Genomic DNA, 13,489 nt, shown 5'->3' on the forward strand with positions numbered 1-13,489 from the left:
CGGAAGGAAGGCCCTTTATGGCACGCGAATATCCGCTGGAGCGCTACCGGAACTTCGGGATCATGGCCCACATCGACGCGGGCAAGACCACGACGACCGAGCGCATCCTGTTCTATACCGGCAAGAACCACAAGATGGGCGAGACGCACGAAGGTGCGTCCACCATGGACTGGATGGAGCAGGAAGCCGAGCGCGGCATCACCATCACCTCGGCGGCGACCACCACCTTCTGGCAGCGCCACGAGGATGCGGACTTCACCCCCGATGACAAGGAGCGTTGCCGCTTCAACATCATCGACACCCCCGGCCACGTCGACTTCACCATCGAGGTCGAGCGTTCGCTGGCCGTGCTCGACGGCGCGATCTGCCTGCTGGACGGCAACGCCGGCGTCGAGCCGCAGACCGAGACGGTGTGGCGCCAGGCCGACCGCTACAAGGTTCCGCGGATCGTCTTCGTCAACAAGATGGACAAGATCGGCGCCGATTTCTTCAAATGCGTCGCCATGATCAAGGACCGCACCGGCGGCACCCCCTGCCCGATCGCCCTGCCGATCGGCGCCGAGGACAAGCTGGAAGGCATCGTCGACCTGATCAAGATGGAAGAATGGGTCTGGAGGGGCGAGGATCTGGGCGCCTCCTGGATTCGCCAGCCGATCCGCGAGGATCTGCAGGACGTCGCCGAGGAATGGCGCGGCAAGATGATCGAACTCGCCGTCGAACAGGACGACGAGGCGATGGAAGCCTACCTGGAAGGCAACGAGCCCGACGAGGCGACGCTGCGCAAGCTGATCCGCAAGGGCACGCTGTCGCTGTCCTTCTTCCCGGTCATGGCCGGCTCGGCCTTCAAGAACAAGGGCGTGCAGCCGCTTCTGAACGCGGTGGTGGACTTCCTGCCGGCGCCGACCGACGTTCCCGCCTACATGGGCTTCGCCCCCGGCGACGAGACGGAAGAGCGCAACATCGCCCGTCACGCCACGGATTCGGACCCGTTCTCGGCGCTGGCGTTCAAGATCATGAACGACCCCTTCGTCGGCTCGCTGACCTTCACGCGGATCTATTCCGGCGCCCTGAAGAAGGGTGACCAGATGCTGAACTCGACCAAGGGCAAGCGCGAGCGCGTCGGCCGGATGATGGTGATGCACGCCATCAACCGCGAAGAGATCGACGAAGCCTTCGCCGGCGACATCATCGCCCTGGCGGGCCTGAAGGAAACCACCACGGGCGACACGCTGTGCGACCCGGCGAAACCGGTGGTCCTGGAAACCATGACCTTCCCCGAGCCGGTGATCGAGATCGCCGTCGAGCCGAAGTCCAAGGCCGACCAGGAAAAGATGGGCCTTGCCCTGCAGCGCCTGGCCGCCGAAGACCCGTCCTTCCGCGTCGAGACCGACCTGGAATCGGGTCAGACCATCATGAAGGGCATGGGCGAACTTCACCTCGACATCCTGGTGGACCGCATGAAGCGCGAGTTCAAGGTCGAGGCGAATATCGGCGCCCCGCAGGTGGCCTATCGCGAGACCATCTCGCGCGAAGCCGAGATCGACTACACGCACAAGAAACAGACGGGCGGCACCGGCCAGTTCGCGCGCGTCAAGCTGGTCATCACGCCTACCGAGCCGGGCGAGGGCTATTCGTTCGAGTCGAAGATCGTCGGCGGTGCCGTGCCCAAGGAATACATTCCGGGCGTCGAGAAGGGCATCAAGTCGGTGATGGATTCGGGTCCGCTGGCCGGCTTCCCGGTGATCGACTTCAAGGTGGCGCTGATCGACGGTGCCTTCCATGACGTCGACTCCTCGGTCCTGGCCTTCGAGATCGCCGCCCGCGCCGCCATGCGCGAGGGGCTGAAGAAGGCGGGCGCCAAGCTGCTCGAGCCGATCATGCGCGTCGAAGTGGTCACGCCGGAGGAATATACCGGCTCGATCATCGGCGACCTGACCAGCCGTCGCGGCATGGTCCGCGGTCAGGACACCCGCGGCAATGCCAATGTCATCGACGCGATGGTGCCGCTGGCCAATATGTTCGGCTATATCAACAACCTGCGTTCGATGTCCTCGGGCCGCGCGGTGTTCACGATGCAGTTCGACCATTACGAGGCCGTGCCGCAGAACATCTCGGACGAGATCCAGAAGAAATACGCGTAATCCAGGCGGTGCGTGGGAAACCGCGCACCCTACCAACCCCGTAGGGTGCGTGGCTGCACGCACCGTCAACATAAGGAGCCATGCCCATGGCAAAGGCAAAGTTTGAACGGACGAAACCGCACGTCAACATCGGGACGATTGGTCACGTTGACCACGGCAAGACGACGCTGACGGCTGCGATCACGAAGTATTTCGGTGAATTCAAGGCCTACGACCAGATCGACGGGGCTCCTGAGGAGCGTGCCCGGGGGATCACGATCTCGACCGCGCATGTGGAATACGAATCGGCCAACCGGCACTACGCGCATGTGGACTGCCCCGGCCACGCGGACTACGTGAAGAACATGATCACGGGCGCGGCGCAGATGGACGGCGCGATCCTGGTGGTGAACGCGGCCGACGGCCCGATGCCGCAGACGCGCGAGCACATCCTGCTGGGCCGCCAGGTGGGCATCCCCTACATGGTGGTGTACCTGAACAAGGTGGACCAGGTCGATGACGCGGAACTGCTGGAACTGGTCGAGATGGAGGTGCGCGAGCTGCTGTCGTCCTACGACTATCCCGGCGACGACATCCCGATCATCAAGGGCTCGGCGCTGGCGGCGCTGGAAGGCCGCGACAAGGAGATCGGCGAGGATTCGATCCGCGCGCTGATCGCCGCCGTGGACGAATACATCCCGACGCCCGAGCGCGCGGTGGACCTGCCGTTCCTGATGCCGATCGAGGACGTGTTCTCGATCTCGGGCCGGGGCACGGTGGTGACGGGCCGTGTCGAGCGCGGCGCGGTTAACGTGGGCGACGAGCTTGAGATCGTCGGCATCCGCCCGACCAAGAAGACGACCTGCACCGGTGTCGAGATGTTCCGCAAGCTGCTGGACCGCGGGGAAGCCGGCGACAACATCGGCGCGCTTCTGCGCGGCGTGGAGCGCGACGGGGTGGAGCGCGGCCAGGTTCTGGCCAAGCCCGGCTCGGTGACGCCGCATACCGAGTTCGAGGCCGAGGCCTATATCCTGACCAAGGAAGAGGGTGGCCGTCACACGCCGTTCTTCGCGAACTACCGTCCGCAGTTCTACTTCCGCACGACGGACGTGACCGGGACGGTGAAGCTTCCCGAGGGCACCGAGATGGTGATGCCGGGCGACAACCTGAAGTTCACGGTCGAGCTGATCGCGCCGATCGCGATGGAGGAGAAGCTGCGCTTCGCCATCCGCGAGGGCGGCCGCACGGTCGGCGCCGGCGTGGTGTCGAAGATCCTGAAGTGATCCTTTGGGGCGGCGGCTTCCAGCCGCGGCCCTTCCGGGAGCATCGGGTGATCCCGCGAGGGATATCGCGATGAGGGGCCGCTCCGCAGGGGGCGGCCTTTTTCCTTGCCGCGGGGGTGGTGGCCGCGGGGGTGCTTGCCGGGCGCGGCTGCCGGGGCTCTGCCCCGGACCCCGGGATATTGGGGCACGAAAGAAGCAACGCACGCCGCGCCGGGCGCTTGGAGGGGCCCTGCCGAAGGTGCCGCAAAGCGTCAGGAGGGAACAGGGATGCCCGCCGTATCGAATGCTGTCCTGATATGCGCTAGGGTTTTCTTGCGGTGAATGATTCTCCGCCTCATGACGCCCCGATACCATGCATGAGCATCCACCTTCATGGCCTGCCGATAGGCTTCTTCGTCCCAATATGGCGTAATGTCGATGCCGTTGCGTCGCAGCGTATTAAGCAGCGGATCCTTGTTATAAAAGGCAATACCGTAGGGATGGACGGGGACGCCCTGAGGAGGAGGGGCATGGCAAAGGCCTTGATGATCGGCGCGTATTCCAGCTTACGGCACTTCGGCTCCAACTGTGCCCAAGCCATCCGGGATTGTGGGCGCCGCCGAAGGACAAGGATCTTCTGGTCGACGCGTCCCAACAGCTGGCGCCCATGCATCGCCGATCCCTCGGCGAAGATCAGGAGCCGAGCGCCGGCGTAAAGCGCCATTTGCCGCATCAGTGTTTCTTTTCCTGGATCCAGGATGGCGACGCCCGCCCGCGACATGGCTTCGACCGGCGGGCGCTCTCCGGCATGGCCACGTCGTGTGCCGGGACAGATCAAGAGCGCCTTGATAGCCCGCGCAATGAGGGCAGAGTTCGGCGTGAAGATAGCTTGACCGCAGGTCGTGAACCGGATAAATCCCCGCAATCATCGCCGGTTTTCCAAGAATCGGCTTGTCAGGGCCGGGCCGCCACGCAAGGCGGCCTGCTCTTGTTTATACGGTTCGACGCTGGCGGTGCGTGGTGTGTCGTCAGCCTCTCAACTTGAACTCCCCGCAAGAGGGATGAGAATGCAAAGCCAGAATATCCGCATCCGGTTGAAGGCGTTCGATTATCGCGTCCTGGATGCCAGCACGCAGGAAATCGTCAACACCGCCAAGCGCACCGGCGCGCAGGTCCGCGGCCCGATTCCGCTGCCCAACAAGATCGAGAAATTCACCGTTCTGCGCGGTCCGCACATCGACAAGAAATCCCGCGACCAGTGGGAAATCCGCACGCACAAGCGCCTGCTGGACATCGTCGACCCGACCCCGCAGACCGTTGACGCCCTGATGAAGCTCGACCTCGCCGCCGGCGTGGATGTCGAGATCAAGGTTTAAGGAGGCCATCATGCTGCGGACTGGTGTTATCGCCAAGAAGCTGGGCATGACCCGGCTGTTCCTGGAGGACGGGCGTCAGGTGCCCGTCACCGTGCTGCACGTGGACAACGTGCAGGTCATCGCTCAGCGCACCGCCGAGAAAGACGGCTACGTGGCGCTGCAGCTCGGCGCGGGCGAGGCGAAAGCCAAGCGCACGACCGCCGCGCTGCGCGGCCATTTCGCCAAGGCGAATGTCGCGCCCAAGCGCAAGATCGCGGAATTCCGCGTCTCGCCCGAGAACCTGGTCGAGGTGGGCGAGGAGATCGTCGCCGACCATTACTTCGAGGGCCAGTATGTCGACATCGCCGGCACCTCGATCGGCAAGGGCTTTGCCGGTGCGATGAAGCGGCACAATTTCGGCGGCCTGCGCGCCTCGCACGGCGTGTCGATCAGCCACCGCTCGCACGGCTCGACCGGCCAGTGCCAGGATCCGGGCAAGGTGTTCAAGGGCAAGAAGATGGCCGGCCACCTGGGTGCCGTGCGCGTCACCACCCAGAACCTCCAGGTCGTCAAGACCGATGCCGAACGTGGCCTGATCATGGTCAAGGGCTCGGTGCCGGGTTCCAAGGGCGGCTGGGTCACGATCAAGGACGCCGTGAAGAAGCCGCTGGCCGAAAACACCGTTTTCCCGGCCGCGACCCGTTCGAAAGCTGCCCAGGCCGAGGCTGCCGCCCCTGCCGAGGCCGCCGCGCCCGAAGGAGACAACTGATGAAACTCGACGTTATCACGCTCGATGCCGGCAAGGCCGGGGATATCGACCTGAGCGATGACATCTTCGGGCTTGAACCGCGTGCGGACCTGCTGCACCGCGTCGTGCGCTGGCAGCGTGCGAAGGCGCAGGCGGGCACCCATTCGGTGCTGGGCAAGTCGGATGTCAGCTACTCGACCAAGAAGATCTATCGCCAGAAGGGCACCGGCGGCGCCCGCCACGGTTCCCGCAAGGCGCCGATCTTCCGTCACGGCGGCGTCTACAAGGGCCCGACCCCGCGCAGCCACGCCTTCGACCTGCCCAAGAAGGTTCGCGCGCTTGGCCTGAAGCACGCGCTGTCGGCCAAGGCCGCGGCGGGTGAGCTGGTCGTGGTGGAGAGCCTGAACATCGCGGAAGCCAAGACCGCGGCCGTCGCCAAGGCGGTCAAGGAAAACGGCTGGAAGCGCGTCCTGGTGATCGACGGGGCCGAGGTGAACGAGAATTTCGCCCGCGCCGCCCGCAACCTGGAAGGCGTCGATGTGCTGCCCTCGATGGGTGCCAACGTCTATGACATCCTGCGTCGCGACACGCTCGTGCTGACGCGCGCCGGTGTCGAAGCTCTGGAGGCTCGCCTGAAATGAGCGTGAAACCCGAACATTACGACGTGATCGTCAAGCCGGTCATCACCGAAAAGGCCACCCTGGTGGGCGATGCCAACGCCTATGTCTTCCAGGTGGCCAAGGAATCGACCAAGCCGGCGATCAAGCAAGCCGTCGAAGCCCTGTTCAACGTCAAGGTGAAGGCCGTGAACACGACCATCACCAAGGGCAAGACCAAGCGTTTCCGCGGCCGCCCCGGTGTCCGCTCGGACGTGAAGAAGGCCTATGTGACGCTGGAAGCTGGCAACAGCATCGACGTCTCGACCGGCCTCTGATAGAAGCCTGCGAATCGACGGCCCCGGCAGCGGGGCCGTCGCCATTTGACTGAAACGGACCTAGCTTTGGTCCAAAGCAACGGAAGACAGAAAGCATGGCACTCAAGTCGTATAAGCCGACGACGCCTGGCCAGCGTGGGCTGGTTCTGATCGACCGTTCGGAGCTTTGGAAAGGGCGCCCGGTCAAGTCCCTCACGGAGGGGCTGACCAAGAACGGCGGCCGGAACAACACCGGACGGATCACGATGCGCCGCAAGGGCGGCGGGGCGAAGCGTCTCTATCGCATCGTCGATTTCAAGCGCACCAAGTTCGATGTCCCGGCGACCGTCGAGCGGATCGAATACGACCCGAACCGCACCGCCTTCATCGCGCTGATCAAATATGAAGACGGCGAGCAGGCCTATATCATCGCGCCCCAGCGTCTGGCTGTCGGCGACAAGGTGGTGGCCGGCGCCAAGGTGGACGTGAAGCCGGGCAACGCCATGCCCTTCAGCGGCATGCCGATCGGCACCATCGTCCACAACGTCGAGCTGAAGCCCGGCAAGGGCGGCCAGATCGCCCGCTCGGCTGGCACCTATGCCCAGTTCGTCGGCCGCGACGGCGGCTATGCCCAGATCCGCCTGTCCTCGGGCGAGCTGCGCCTGGTGCGCCAGGAATGCATGGCCACCATCGGCGCCGTGTCGAATGCCGACCATTCGAACCAGAACCTCGGCAAGGCCGGCCGCAACCGGCACCTGGGCATCCGCCCGAGCGTGCGCGGCGTGGCCATGAACCCGATCGACCACCCGCATGGTGGTGGTGAAGGCCGGACTTCGGGCGGTCGTCACCCGGTTACTCCCTGGGGCAAGGGCACCAAGGGCAACCGCACCCGCACGAACAAATCGACCGACAAGTATATCCTGCGGTCGCGTCACGCGAAGAAGGGGCGTTAATCCATGGCACGTTCTGTTTGGAAGGGCCCCTTTGTCGATGCTTATGTGCTTCGCAAGGCCGAGAAAGCCCGCGAGTCCGGCAAGTCGGACGTCATCAAGATCTGGTCGCGTCGTTCGACCATTCTGCCGCAATTCGTCGGCCTGACCTTTGGCGTCTACAACGGCCAGAAGCACATCCCGGTCTCGGTGACCGAAGAGATGATCGGCCAGAAGTTCGGTGAATACTCGCCGACGCGGACCTATTACGGTCACGCCGCCGACAAGAAAGCGAAAAGGAAGTAAGCGTCATGGGTAAGGAACAAAATCCGCGCCGCGTGGCGGAGAACGAGGCGTTTGCGAAGACCAAGATGCTTCGCACCTCGCCGCAGAAGCTGAACCTGGTTGCGGCGATGATCCGCGGCAAGAAGGTGGACAAGGCCCTGGCCGACCTGACCTTCTCGTCCAAGCGCATCGCCGGCGATGTCAAGAAATGCCTGCAATCGGCCATCGCCAACGCCGAGAACAACCATAACCTCGACGTCGACAACCTGATCGTCGCCGAGGCCTGGGTCGGCAAGAACCTGGTCATGAAGCGTGGCCGTCCGCGCGCCCGTGGTCGTTACGGCAAGATCATGAAGCCGTTTTCGGAAATCACCATCAAGGTCCGTCAGGTCGAGGCCATCGAAGCCGGGGAGCGCGCGTAATGGGTCAGAAGGTAAACCCCATCGGGATGCGTCTCCAGGTCAACCGCACCTGGGACAGCCGCTGGTATGCGGATGACAAGGATTACGGCAATCTGCTGCTGGAAGACCTGAAGATCCGCGACTTCATCCACAAGGAAGCTAAGCAGGCCGGCGTCAGCCGCGTGGTGATCGAGCGTCCGCACAAGAAATGCCGCGTGACGATCTATGCCGCGCGTCCGGGTGTCATCATCGGCAAGAAAGGCGCCGACATCGAGACCCTGCGCAAGAAGCTGGCGAACTACACCGCCTCGGAACTGCACCTCAACATCGTCGAGGTCCGCAAGCCCGAGCTGGACGCCCAGCTGGTGGCCGAGTCGATCGCCCAGCAGCTCGAGCGCCGGGTGTCGTTCCGCCGCGCCATGAAGCGCGCGGTGCAGAACGCCATGCGCATGGGCGCCCTGGGCATCCGGGTGAACGTGTCGGGCCGCCTGGGCGGCGCCGAGATCGCCCGGACCGAATGGTATCGCGAAGGCCGGGTGCCGCTGCACACGCTGCGCGCCGACATCGACTATGCGCTGTCGGAAGCCTCGACCCCCTACGGGATCATCGGGGTGAAGGTCTGGATCTTCAAGGGCGAGATCATGGAGCATGATCCGCAGGCCCGCGACCGCCGCGCGACCGAAGCGCAGGACGGTCCGTCGCCCCGCGGCCCGCGCCGTGATCGCGACCGCGACGCGCGCTAAGGAGAAGAAGCAATGCTGCAACCGAAACGGACCAAGTTCCGCAAACAGCACAAGGGCCGCATCCACGGTGAGGCCAAGGGCGGGTTCAACCTGAACTTCGGCTCCTATGCGCTGAAGGCCATCGAGCCCGAGCGCGTCACCGCGCGCCAGATCGAGGCGGCCCGCCGCGCGATCACCCGCCACATGAAGCGTCAGGGCCGGGTCTGGATCCGCATCTTCCCGGATGTGCCGGTTTCCTCGAAGCCGACCGAAGTGCGGATGGGTAAAGGCAAGGGTTCGGTGGATTACTGGGCCGCCCGCGTCCATCCCGGCCGGATCATGTTCGAGATCGACGGGGTGAACGACGTCATCGCCCGCGAGGCGCTGCGCCTGGGCGCGCAGAAGCTGCCGGTGCTGACCCGCATCGTCGCGCGCGAAGACTGGTAATTCGCCACCGCTTCCAGATTGCGCCCCGCCGCGACAGTGGCGGGGCGCTGCATTTCCGGCCTCCTCGGGACAATCGGGGTTGCCAAAATCCGGCCGAGCCTGTATGGGCAGGCCTTCATCATGAAACTCCACCGGAATCAGGGTGGCCCTGCATGGCAGGGGCTCGCCGGTGATGTTGAAAGGAAAAGGCGCATGAAAGCGCAGGAACTGAAAGACAAGACGCCCGACCAGCTGAAGGAACAGCTGCTCGCGCTGAAGAAGGAAGCGTTCAACCTGCGCTTCCAGCAGGCCACCGGCCAGCTCGAATCGACCGCCCGCATGCGCTCCGTCCGCCGCGACGTGGCCCGTGTGAAAACCATTCTGAACCAGAAAGCGGCTGAAGCCGCGGCGTCGAACTAAGGAGCCCGGTCCATGCCCAAACGCATCCTGCAAGGCAAGGTCGTCAGCGACAAGAACGAACAGACCGTCACCGTTCTGGTCGAGCGTCGCTTCAAGCATCCGCTGCTGCACAAGACCGTGCGTTCGTCCAAGAAATACCGCGCGCATGACGCGCAGAACCAGTTCAAGGTGGGTGACATCGTTCGCATCGTCGAATGCGCGCCGATCTCGAAGACCAAGCGCTGGACCGTGCTGACCGAAGCCACCGAGGTTTCGGCCTGAGGCCCAGTTTAATCGATACCCTGGGGCCGGCCCATGATCAAGGTCGTGCCGGTCCCCAAAGGTCGGGAGTAACCAAATGATCCAGATGCAGACCAATCTGGATGTCGCTGACAACTCCGGCGCACGCCGGGTGCAGTGCATCAAGGTTCTGGGTGGTTCGCACCGTCGCTATGCGTCGGTGGGCGACATCATCGTCGTCTCCGTCAAGGAAGCCATTCCGCGCGGCCGCGTGAAGAAGGGCGACGTCCGCAAGGCCGTCGTCGTGCGCACCGCGAAAGAAGTGAAGCGCGAGGACGGCACCTCGATCCGCTTCGACCGCAACGCCGCCGTCATCCTGAACAACCAGGGCGAACCGGTCGGCACCCGTATCTTCGGGCCGGTCGTGCGCGAGCTGCGGGCCAAGAACTTCATGAAGATCATCTCGCTTGCGCCGGAGGTGCTGTGATGGCTGCGAAGCTCAAGAAGGGCGACAAGGTCGTCGTGCTGACCGGCAAGGACAAGGGCAAGCAGGGCGAGATCGCCGCGGTGTTCCCGAAAGAGAACAAGGCGGTCGTTGACGGCGTCAACATCGCGATCCGTCACCAGCGCCAGACCCAGACGAGCCAGGGCGGCCGCGTGGCCAAGGCCATGCCGATCGACCTGTCGAACCTGGCGCTGCTGGACAAGAACGGCAAAGCGACCCGCGTCGGCTTCCGCGTGGAAGACGGCAAGAAGGTCCGTTTCGCCAAGACCACGGGAGACGTGATCTGATGCTGGACCAAGCCAATTACACCCCGCGCCTCAAGTCGCTCTACAAGGACCAGATCCGCGCCGCGCTCAAGGAAGAGTTCGGCTACAAGAACGACATGCAGATCCCGCGCCTGGACAAGATCGTCCTGAACATGGGCATCGGCGAGGCCGTCAAGGACACCAAGAAGGTCAAGCAGGGCGCCGAGGAACTGTCGCTGATCGCAGGCCAGAAAGCCGTCATCACCAAGGCCAAGAAGTCGATCGCCGGCTTCCGCGTCCGGGAAGAGATGCCGCTGGGCTGCAAGGTCACGCTGCGCGGCGACCGGATGTATGAATTCCTGGATCGCCTGGTCAACATCGCGCTGCCCCGCGTCCGCGACTTCCGCGGCGTCAAGGGCACGGCTTTCGACGGCCGCGGCAACTACGCCATGGGCCTGAAGGAGCATATCGTGTTCCCGGAAATCAACTTCGACAAGGTCGACGAAGTTCTGGGGATGGACATCATCATCTGCACCACCGCGCGGACCGACGCGGAAGCGAAGTCGCTGCTGAAGGCATTCAACATGCCTTTCAACGGCTGATCGCGGAGGGAAGAAGATATGGCAAAGAAATCCATGGTCGAGCGCGAGAAGAAGCGCGAGCGTCTGGTTCAGAAATACGCCGCCAAGCGCGCCGCGCTGAACGAGATCGTCCACGATCAGTCCCGTCCGATGGAAGAGCGCTTCAAGGCCAGCCTGAAACTGGCCGAACTGCCGCGCAACTCCTCGGCCACGCGTCTGCACAACCGGTGCCAACTGACCGGCCGTCCGCATGCGTATTACCGTAAACTGAAACTGTCGCGGATCATGCTGCGCGAGCTTGGCTCGTTCGGCCAGATCCCCGGCATGGTCAAATCCAGCTGGTAAGGGGGCAATATGTCGATGAACGATCCTCTCGGCGATATGCTGACCCGCATCCGCAACGCGCAGATGCGCGGCAAATCGACCGTCCGCACTCCGGCCTCCAAGCTGCGCGCCTGGGTCCTGGACGTGCTGAAAGCCGAAGGCTACATCCGCGGCTATGAAGAAACCACGACCGAAGCCGGTCACAAGGAACTGGAAATCAGCCTGAAGTACTACGAAGGCACTCCGGTCATCCGCGAACTGGCCCGCGTGTCGAAACCCGGTCGCCGCGTTTACGCCGGCGCCAAGGAAATCCCGATGGTTCGCAACGGCCTGGGCGTTTCCATCGTCTCGACGCCGAAAGGCGTCATGTCGGACGCAGCGGCTCGCAACGCCAATGTTGGCGGCGAAGTCCTCTGCACCGTGTTCTAAGGAGGGCAGAGATGTCTCGGATTGGTAAGAAACCGGTCGCCCTCCCCAAGGGCGTGACGGCCGAAATCAAGGGCCAGACGATCGAGGTGAAGGGGCCGAAAGGCGCCCGCACGTTCACCGCGACCGACGACGTGACCCTGTCGGTGGAAGAAGGTTCGGTCAAGGTGACGCCGCGCGGCACCTCGAAGCGCGCCCGCCAGCAGTGGGGCATGACCCGCTCGATGGTCGAGAACCTGACCGTCGGCGTGTCGGAAGGCTTCAAGAAAGAGCTCGAGATCCAGGGCGTGGGTTATCGCGCCACCATGCAGGGCAAGACCCTGAAGCTGGCTCTGGGCTATTCGCATGACGTGAACTTCGAAACGCCGGACGGTGTGACGATCACCTCGCCGAAGCAGACCGAGATCGTGGTGGAAGGCATCGACCAGCAGCTGGTCGGCCAGGTCGCCGCGAACATCCGCGAGTGGCGCCGCCCCGAGCCCTACAAGGGCAAGGGCATCCGCTACAAGGGCGAGGTCGTCTTCCGCAAGGAAGGCAAGAAGAAGTAAGGGGCGCGAGAAATGGCACTGAACAAGAGAGAGCTGTTCCTGAAGCGCCGCCTGCGCGTGCGGAACAAACTGCGGAAGATCTCGGACGGCCGTCCGCGGCTTTCCGTCCACCGTTCTTCCAAGAACATCAGCGTCCAGGTGATCGACGACGTGAAGGGGGTCACCCTGGCCGCCGCCTCGTCGCTCGAGAAGGATCTGGGCGTGGTCGGCAAGAACAACGTCGAGGCCGCGGCCAAGATCGGCGCCGCCATTGCGGAACGTGCGAAGAAGGCCGGTGTCGAAGAGGTGATCTTCGACCGCGGCGGCTTCCTGTTCCACGGCAAGATCAAGGCGCTTGCCGATGCGGCCCGCGAAGGCGGCCTGAAGTTCTGACGAATGCGGGTGGCGGCAGCGCCACCCCGATGATCCGGGGGCCGTCCGATCCGTCGGCGGCCCACCAGGATTGGCTTCAACGGCGCGGAACGCGCGCCAGCGTATGAGGAATGCCTTATGGCAGAACGTGAAAACCGTCGGGGTCGCCGCGAAGAGCGCGAGGAAACCCCGGAATTCGCCGACCGTCTGGTCGCGATCAACCGCGTGTCGAAAACCGTCAAGGGCGGCAAGCGCTTCGGCTTCGCTGCTCTGGTGGTCGTCGGCGACCAGCGTGGCCGCGTCGGCTTCGGCAAGGGCAAGGCCAAGGAAGTGCCCGAGGCGATCCGCAAGGCGACCGAGCAGGCCAAGCGCTCGCTGGTTCGCGTGCCGCTGCGCGATGGCCGCACGCTGCATCACGACATCGAGGGCCGTCATGGCGCCGGCCGGGTGGTGATGCGGACCGCGGTTCCGGGGACCGGCATCATCGCCGGCGGCCCGATGCGCGCCGTGTTCGAAATGCTGGGCGTCCAGGACGTCGTGGCCAAGTCGCTGGGGTCGCAGAACCCCTACAACATGATTCGCGCCACCATCGACGGTCTCAAGAAGGAAGCCTCGCCCCGCAACGTCGCGCAGCGCCGCGGCAAGAAGGTGGCCGAGATCCTGCCGTCCAACGACAAGCCGGCCGAAGCCGCCGTCGAAGCGTAAGGAG

21 protein-coding genes are annotated in these 13,489 nt (G+C 64.1%); all 21 read left to right on the forward strand.

Annotated elements, in window-relative coordinates; all coding sequences use genetic code 11:
* Nucleotides 1-17: 17 nt before the first annotated feature.
* The 21 genes from fusA to rpsE all read left to right on the forward strand — a co-directional run bounded on the left by fusA (nucleotide 18) and on the right by rpsE (nucleotide 13,485).
* Nucleotides 18-2,141 carry an elongation factor G gene (fusA, locus tag IT40_RS10180; RefSeq protein ID WP_036754143.1) on the forward strand — a complete coding sequence of 708 codons (2,124 nt, stop codon included), beginning with the start codon at nucleotides 18-20 and terminating at the stop codon, nucleotides 2,139-2,141.
* An 86-nt stretch (nucleotides 2,142-2,227) separates the two neighbouring features.
* Nucleotides 2,228-3,403 carry an elongation factor Tu gene (gene tuf, locus IT40_RS10185; protein ID WP_036754146.1) on the forward strand — a complete coding sequence of 392 codons (1,176 nt, stop codon included), beginning with the start codon at nucleotides 2,228-2,230 and terminating at the stop codon, nucleotides 3,401-3,403.
* A gap of 1,046 nt (nucleotides 3,404-4,449) precedes the next feature.
* Nucleotides 4,450-4,758, forward strand: a complete 309-nt coding sequence (rpsJ, locus tag IT40_RS10195) for a 30S ribosomal protein S10 (RefSeq protein ID WP_010400227.1) — start codon at nucleotides 4,450-4,452, stop codon at nucleotides 4,756-4,758.
* A gap of 10 nt (nucleotides 4,759-4,768) precedes the next feature.
* Nucleotides 4,769-5,506, forward strand: coding sequence for a 50S ribosomal protein L3 (rplC, locus tag IT40_RS10200; protein ID WP_036747352.1), 738 nt, complete (start codon nucleotides 4,769-4,771; stop codon nucleotides 5,504-5,506).
* On the forward strand, nucleotides 5,506-6,126 hold the full coding sequence (gene rplD / locus IT40_RS10205; protein WP_036754151.1) for a 50S ribosomal protein L4: 621 nt from the start codon (nucleotides 5,506-5,508) through the stop codon (nucleotides 6,124-6,126). The genes rplC and rplD overlap by 1 nt, the downstream gene beginning before the upstream one ends.
* The gene (locus IT40_RS10210; protein WP_024844053.1) at nucleotides 6,123-6,419 is read left to right on the forward strand and encodes a 50S ribosomal protein L23; all 297 of its coding nucleotides are present in this window, start codon (nucleotides 6,123-6,125) and stop codon (nucleotides 6,417-6,419) included. The genes rplD and IT40_RS10210 overlap by 4 nt, the downstream gene beginning before the upstream one ends.
* A gap of 95 nt (nucleotides 6,420-6,514) precedes the next feature.
* Complete coding sequence (gene rplB, locus IT40_RS10215; protein WP_036754154.1) at nucleotides 6,515-7,351, forward strand: 50S ribosomal protein L2; 837 nt, start codon at nucleotides 6,515-6,517, stop codon at nucleotides 7,349-7,351.
* Between the two features lie 3 nt (nucleotides 7,352-7,354).
* Complete coding sequence (gene rpsS / locus IT40_RS10220; RefSeq protein WP_010400236.1) at nucleotides 7,355-7,633, forward strand: 30S ribosomal protein S19; 279 nt, start codon at nucleotides 7,355-7,357, stop codon at nucleotides 7,631-7,633.
* 5 nt (nucleotides 7,634-7,638) lie between these two features.
* Nucleotides 7,639-8,034 carry a 50S ribosomal protein L22 gene (gene rplV / locus IT40_RS10225; protein ID WP_024844055.1) on the forward strand — a complete coding sequence of 132 codons (396 nt, stop codon included), beginning with the start codon at nucleotides 7,639-7,641 and terminating at the stop codon, nucleotides 8,032-8,034.
* Complete coding sequence (gene rpsC / locus IT40_RS10230; protein ID WP_036754157.1) at nucleotides 8,034-8,756, forward strand: 30S ribosomal protein S3; 723 nt, start codon at nucleotides 8,034-8,036, stop codon at nucleotides 8,754-8,756. Before rplV ends, rpsC begins: the two co-directional genes overlap by 1 nt.
* Before the next feature lie 12 nt (nucleotides 8,757-8,768).
* The gene (gene rplP, locus IT40_RS10235; protein WP_036754161.1) at nucleotides 8,769-9,182 is read left to right on the forward strand and encodes a 50S ribosomal protein L16; all 414 of its coding nucleotides are present in this window, start codon (nucleotides 8,769-8,771) and stop codon (nucleotides 9,180-9,182) included.
* A 192-nt stretch (nucleotides 9,183-9,374) separates the two neighbouring features.
* A complete protein-coding gene (gene rpmC / locus IT40_RS10240) occupies nucleotides 9,375-9,581 on the forward strand; it encodes a 50S ribosomal protein L29 (RefSeq protein ID WP_036754163.1) in 207 nt (68 codons plus the stop codon).
* Between the two features lie 12 nt (nucleotides 9,582-9,593).
* Nucleotides 9,594-9,842 carry a 30S ribosomal protein S17 gene (rpsQ, locus tag IT40_RS10245; RefSeq protein ID WP_036754166.1) on the forward strand — a complete coding sequence of 83 codons (249 nt, stop codon included), beginning with the start codon at nucleotides 9,594-9,596 and terminating at the stop codon, nucleotides 9,840-9,842.
* 76 nt (nucleotides 9,843-9,918) lie between these two features.
* On the forward strand, nucleotides 9,919-10,287 hold the full coding sequence (rplN, locus tag IT40_RS10250; RefSeq protein ID WP_010400243.1) for a 50S ribosomal protein L14: 369 nt from the start codon (nucleotides 9,919-9,921) through the stop codon (nucleotides 10,285-10,287).
* Nucleotides 10,287-10,592, forward strand: coding sequence for a 50S ribosomal protein L24 (gene rplX, locus IT40_RS10255; protein ID WP_036754169.1), 306 nt, complete (start codon nucleotides 10,287-10,289; stop codon nucleotides 10,590-10,592). The genes rplN and rplX overlap by 1 nt, the downstream gene beginning before the upstream one ends.
* Nucleotides 10,592-11,152, forward strand: coding sequence for a 50S ribosomal protein L5 (gene rplE, locus IT40_RS10260; RefSeq protein WP_036754171.1), 561 nt, complete (start codon nucleotides 10,592-10,594; stop codon nucleotides 11,150-11,152). The genes rplX and rplE overlap by 1 nt, the downstream gene beginning before the upstream one ends.
* Nucleotides 11,153-11,170: 18 nt before the next feature.
* Complete coding sequence (gene rpsN / locus IT40_RS10265; RefSeq protein WP_024844062.1) at nucleotides 11,171-11,476, forward strand: 30S ribosomal protein S14; 306 nt, start codon at nucleotides 11,171-11,173, stop codon at nucleotides 11,474-11,476.
* A 9-nt stretch (nucleotides 11,477-11,485) separates the two neighbouring features.
* Nucleotides 11,486-11,884 (forward strand): 30S ribosomal protein S8, encoded by a 399-nt coding sequence (rpsH, locus tag IT40_RS10270; protein WP_114535287.1) that lies wholly within the window; start codon nucleotides 11,486-11,488, stop codon nucleotides 11,882-11,884.
* Nucleotides 11,885-11,895: 11 nt separating this feature from the next.
* Nucleotides 11,896-12,429, forward strand: a complete 534-nt coding sequence (gene rplF / locus IT40_RS10275; protein WP_036754174.1) for a 50S ribosomal protein L6 — start codon at nucleotides 11,896-11,898, stop codon at nucleotides 12,427-12,429.
* A gap of 12 nt (nucleotides 12,430-12,441) precedes the next feature.
* Complete coding sequence (gene rplR / locus IT40_RS10280; protein ID WP_036754177.1) at nucleotides 12,442-12,801, forward strand: 50S ribosomal protein L18; 360 nt, start codon at nucleotides 12,442-12,444, stop codon at nucleotides 12,799-12,801.
* Nucleotides 12,802-12,918: 117 nt separating this feature from the next.
* Nucleotides 12,919-13,485 carry a 30S ribosomal protein S5 gene (rpsE, locus tag IT40_RS10285; protein ID WP_036754180.1) on the forward strand — a complete coding sequence of 189 codons (567 nt, stop codon included), beginning with the start codon at nucleotides 12,919-12,921 and terminating at the stop codon, nucleotides 13,483-13,485.
* The last annotated feature ends 4 nt before the right edge of the window (nucleotides 13,486-13,489 follow it).

This window comes from Paracoccus versutus (assembly GCF_000763885.1).
Lineage (GTDB): Bacteria > Pseudomonadota > Alphaproteobacteria > Rhodobacterales > Rhodobacteraceae > Paracoccus > Paracoccus versutus.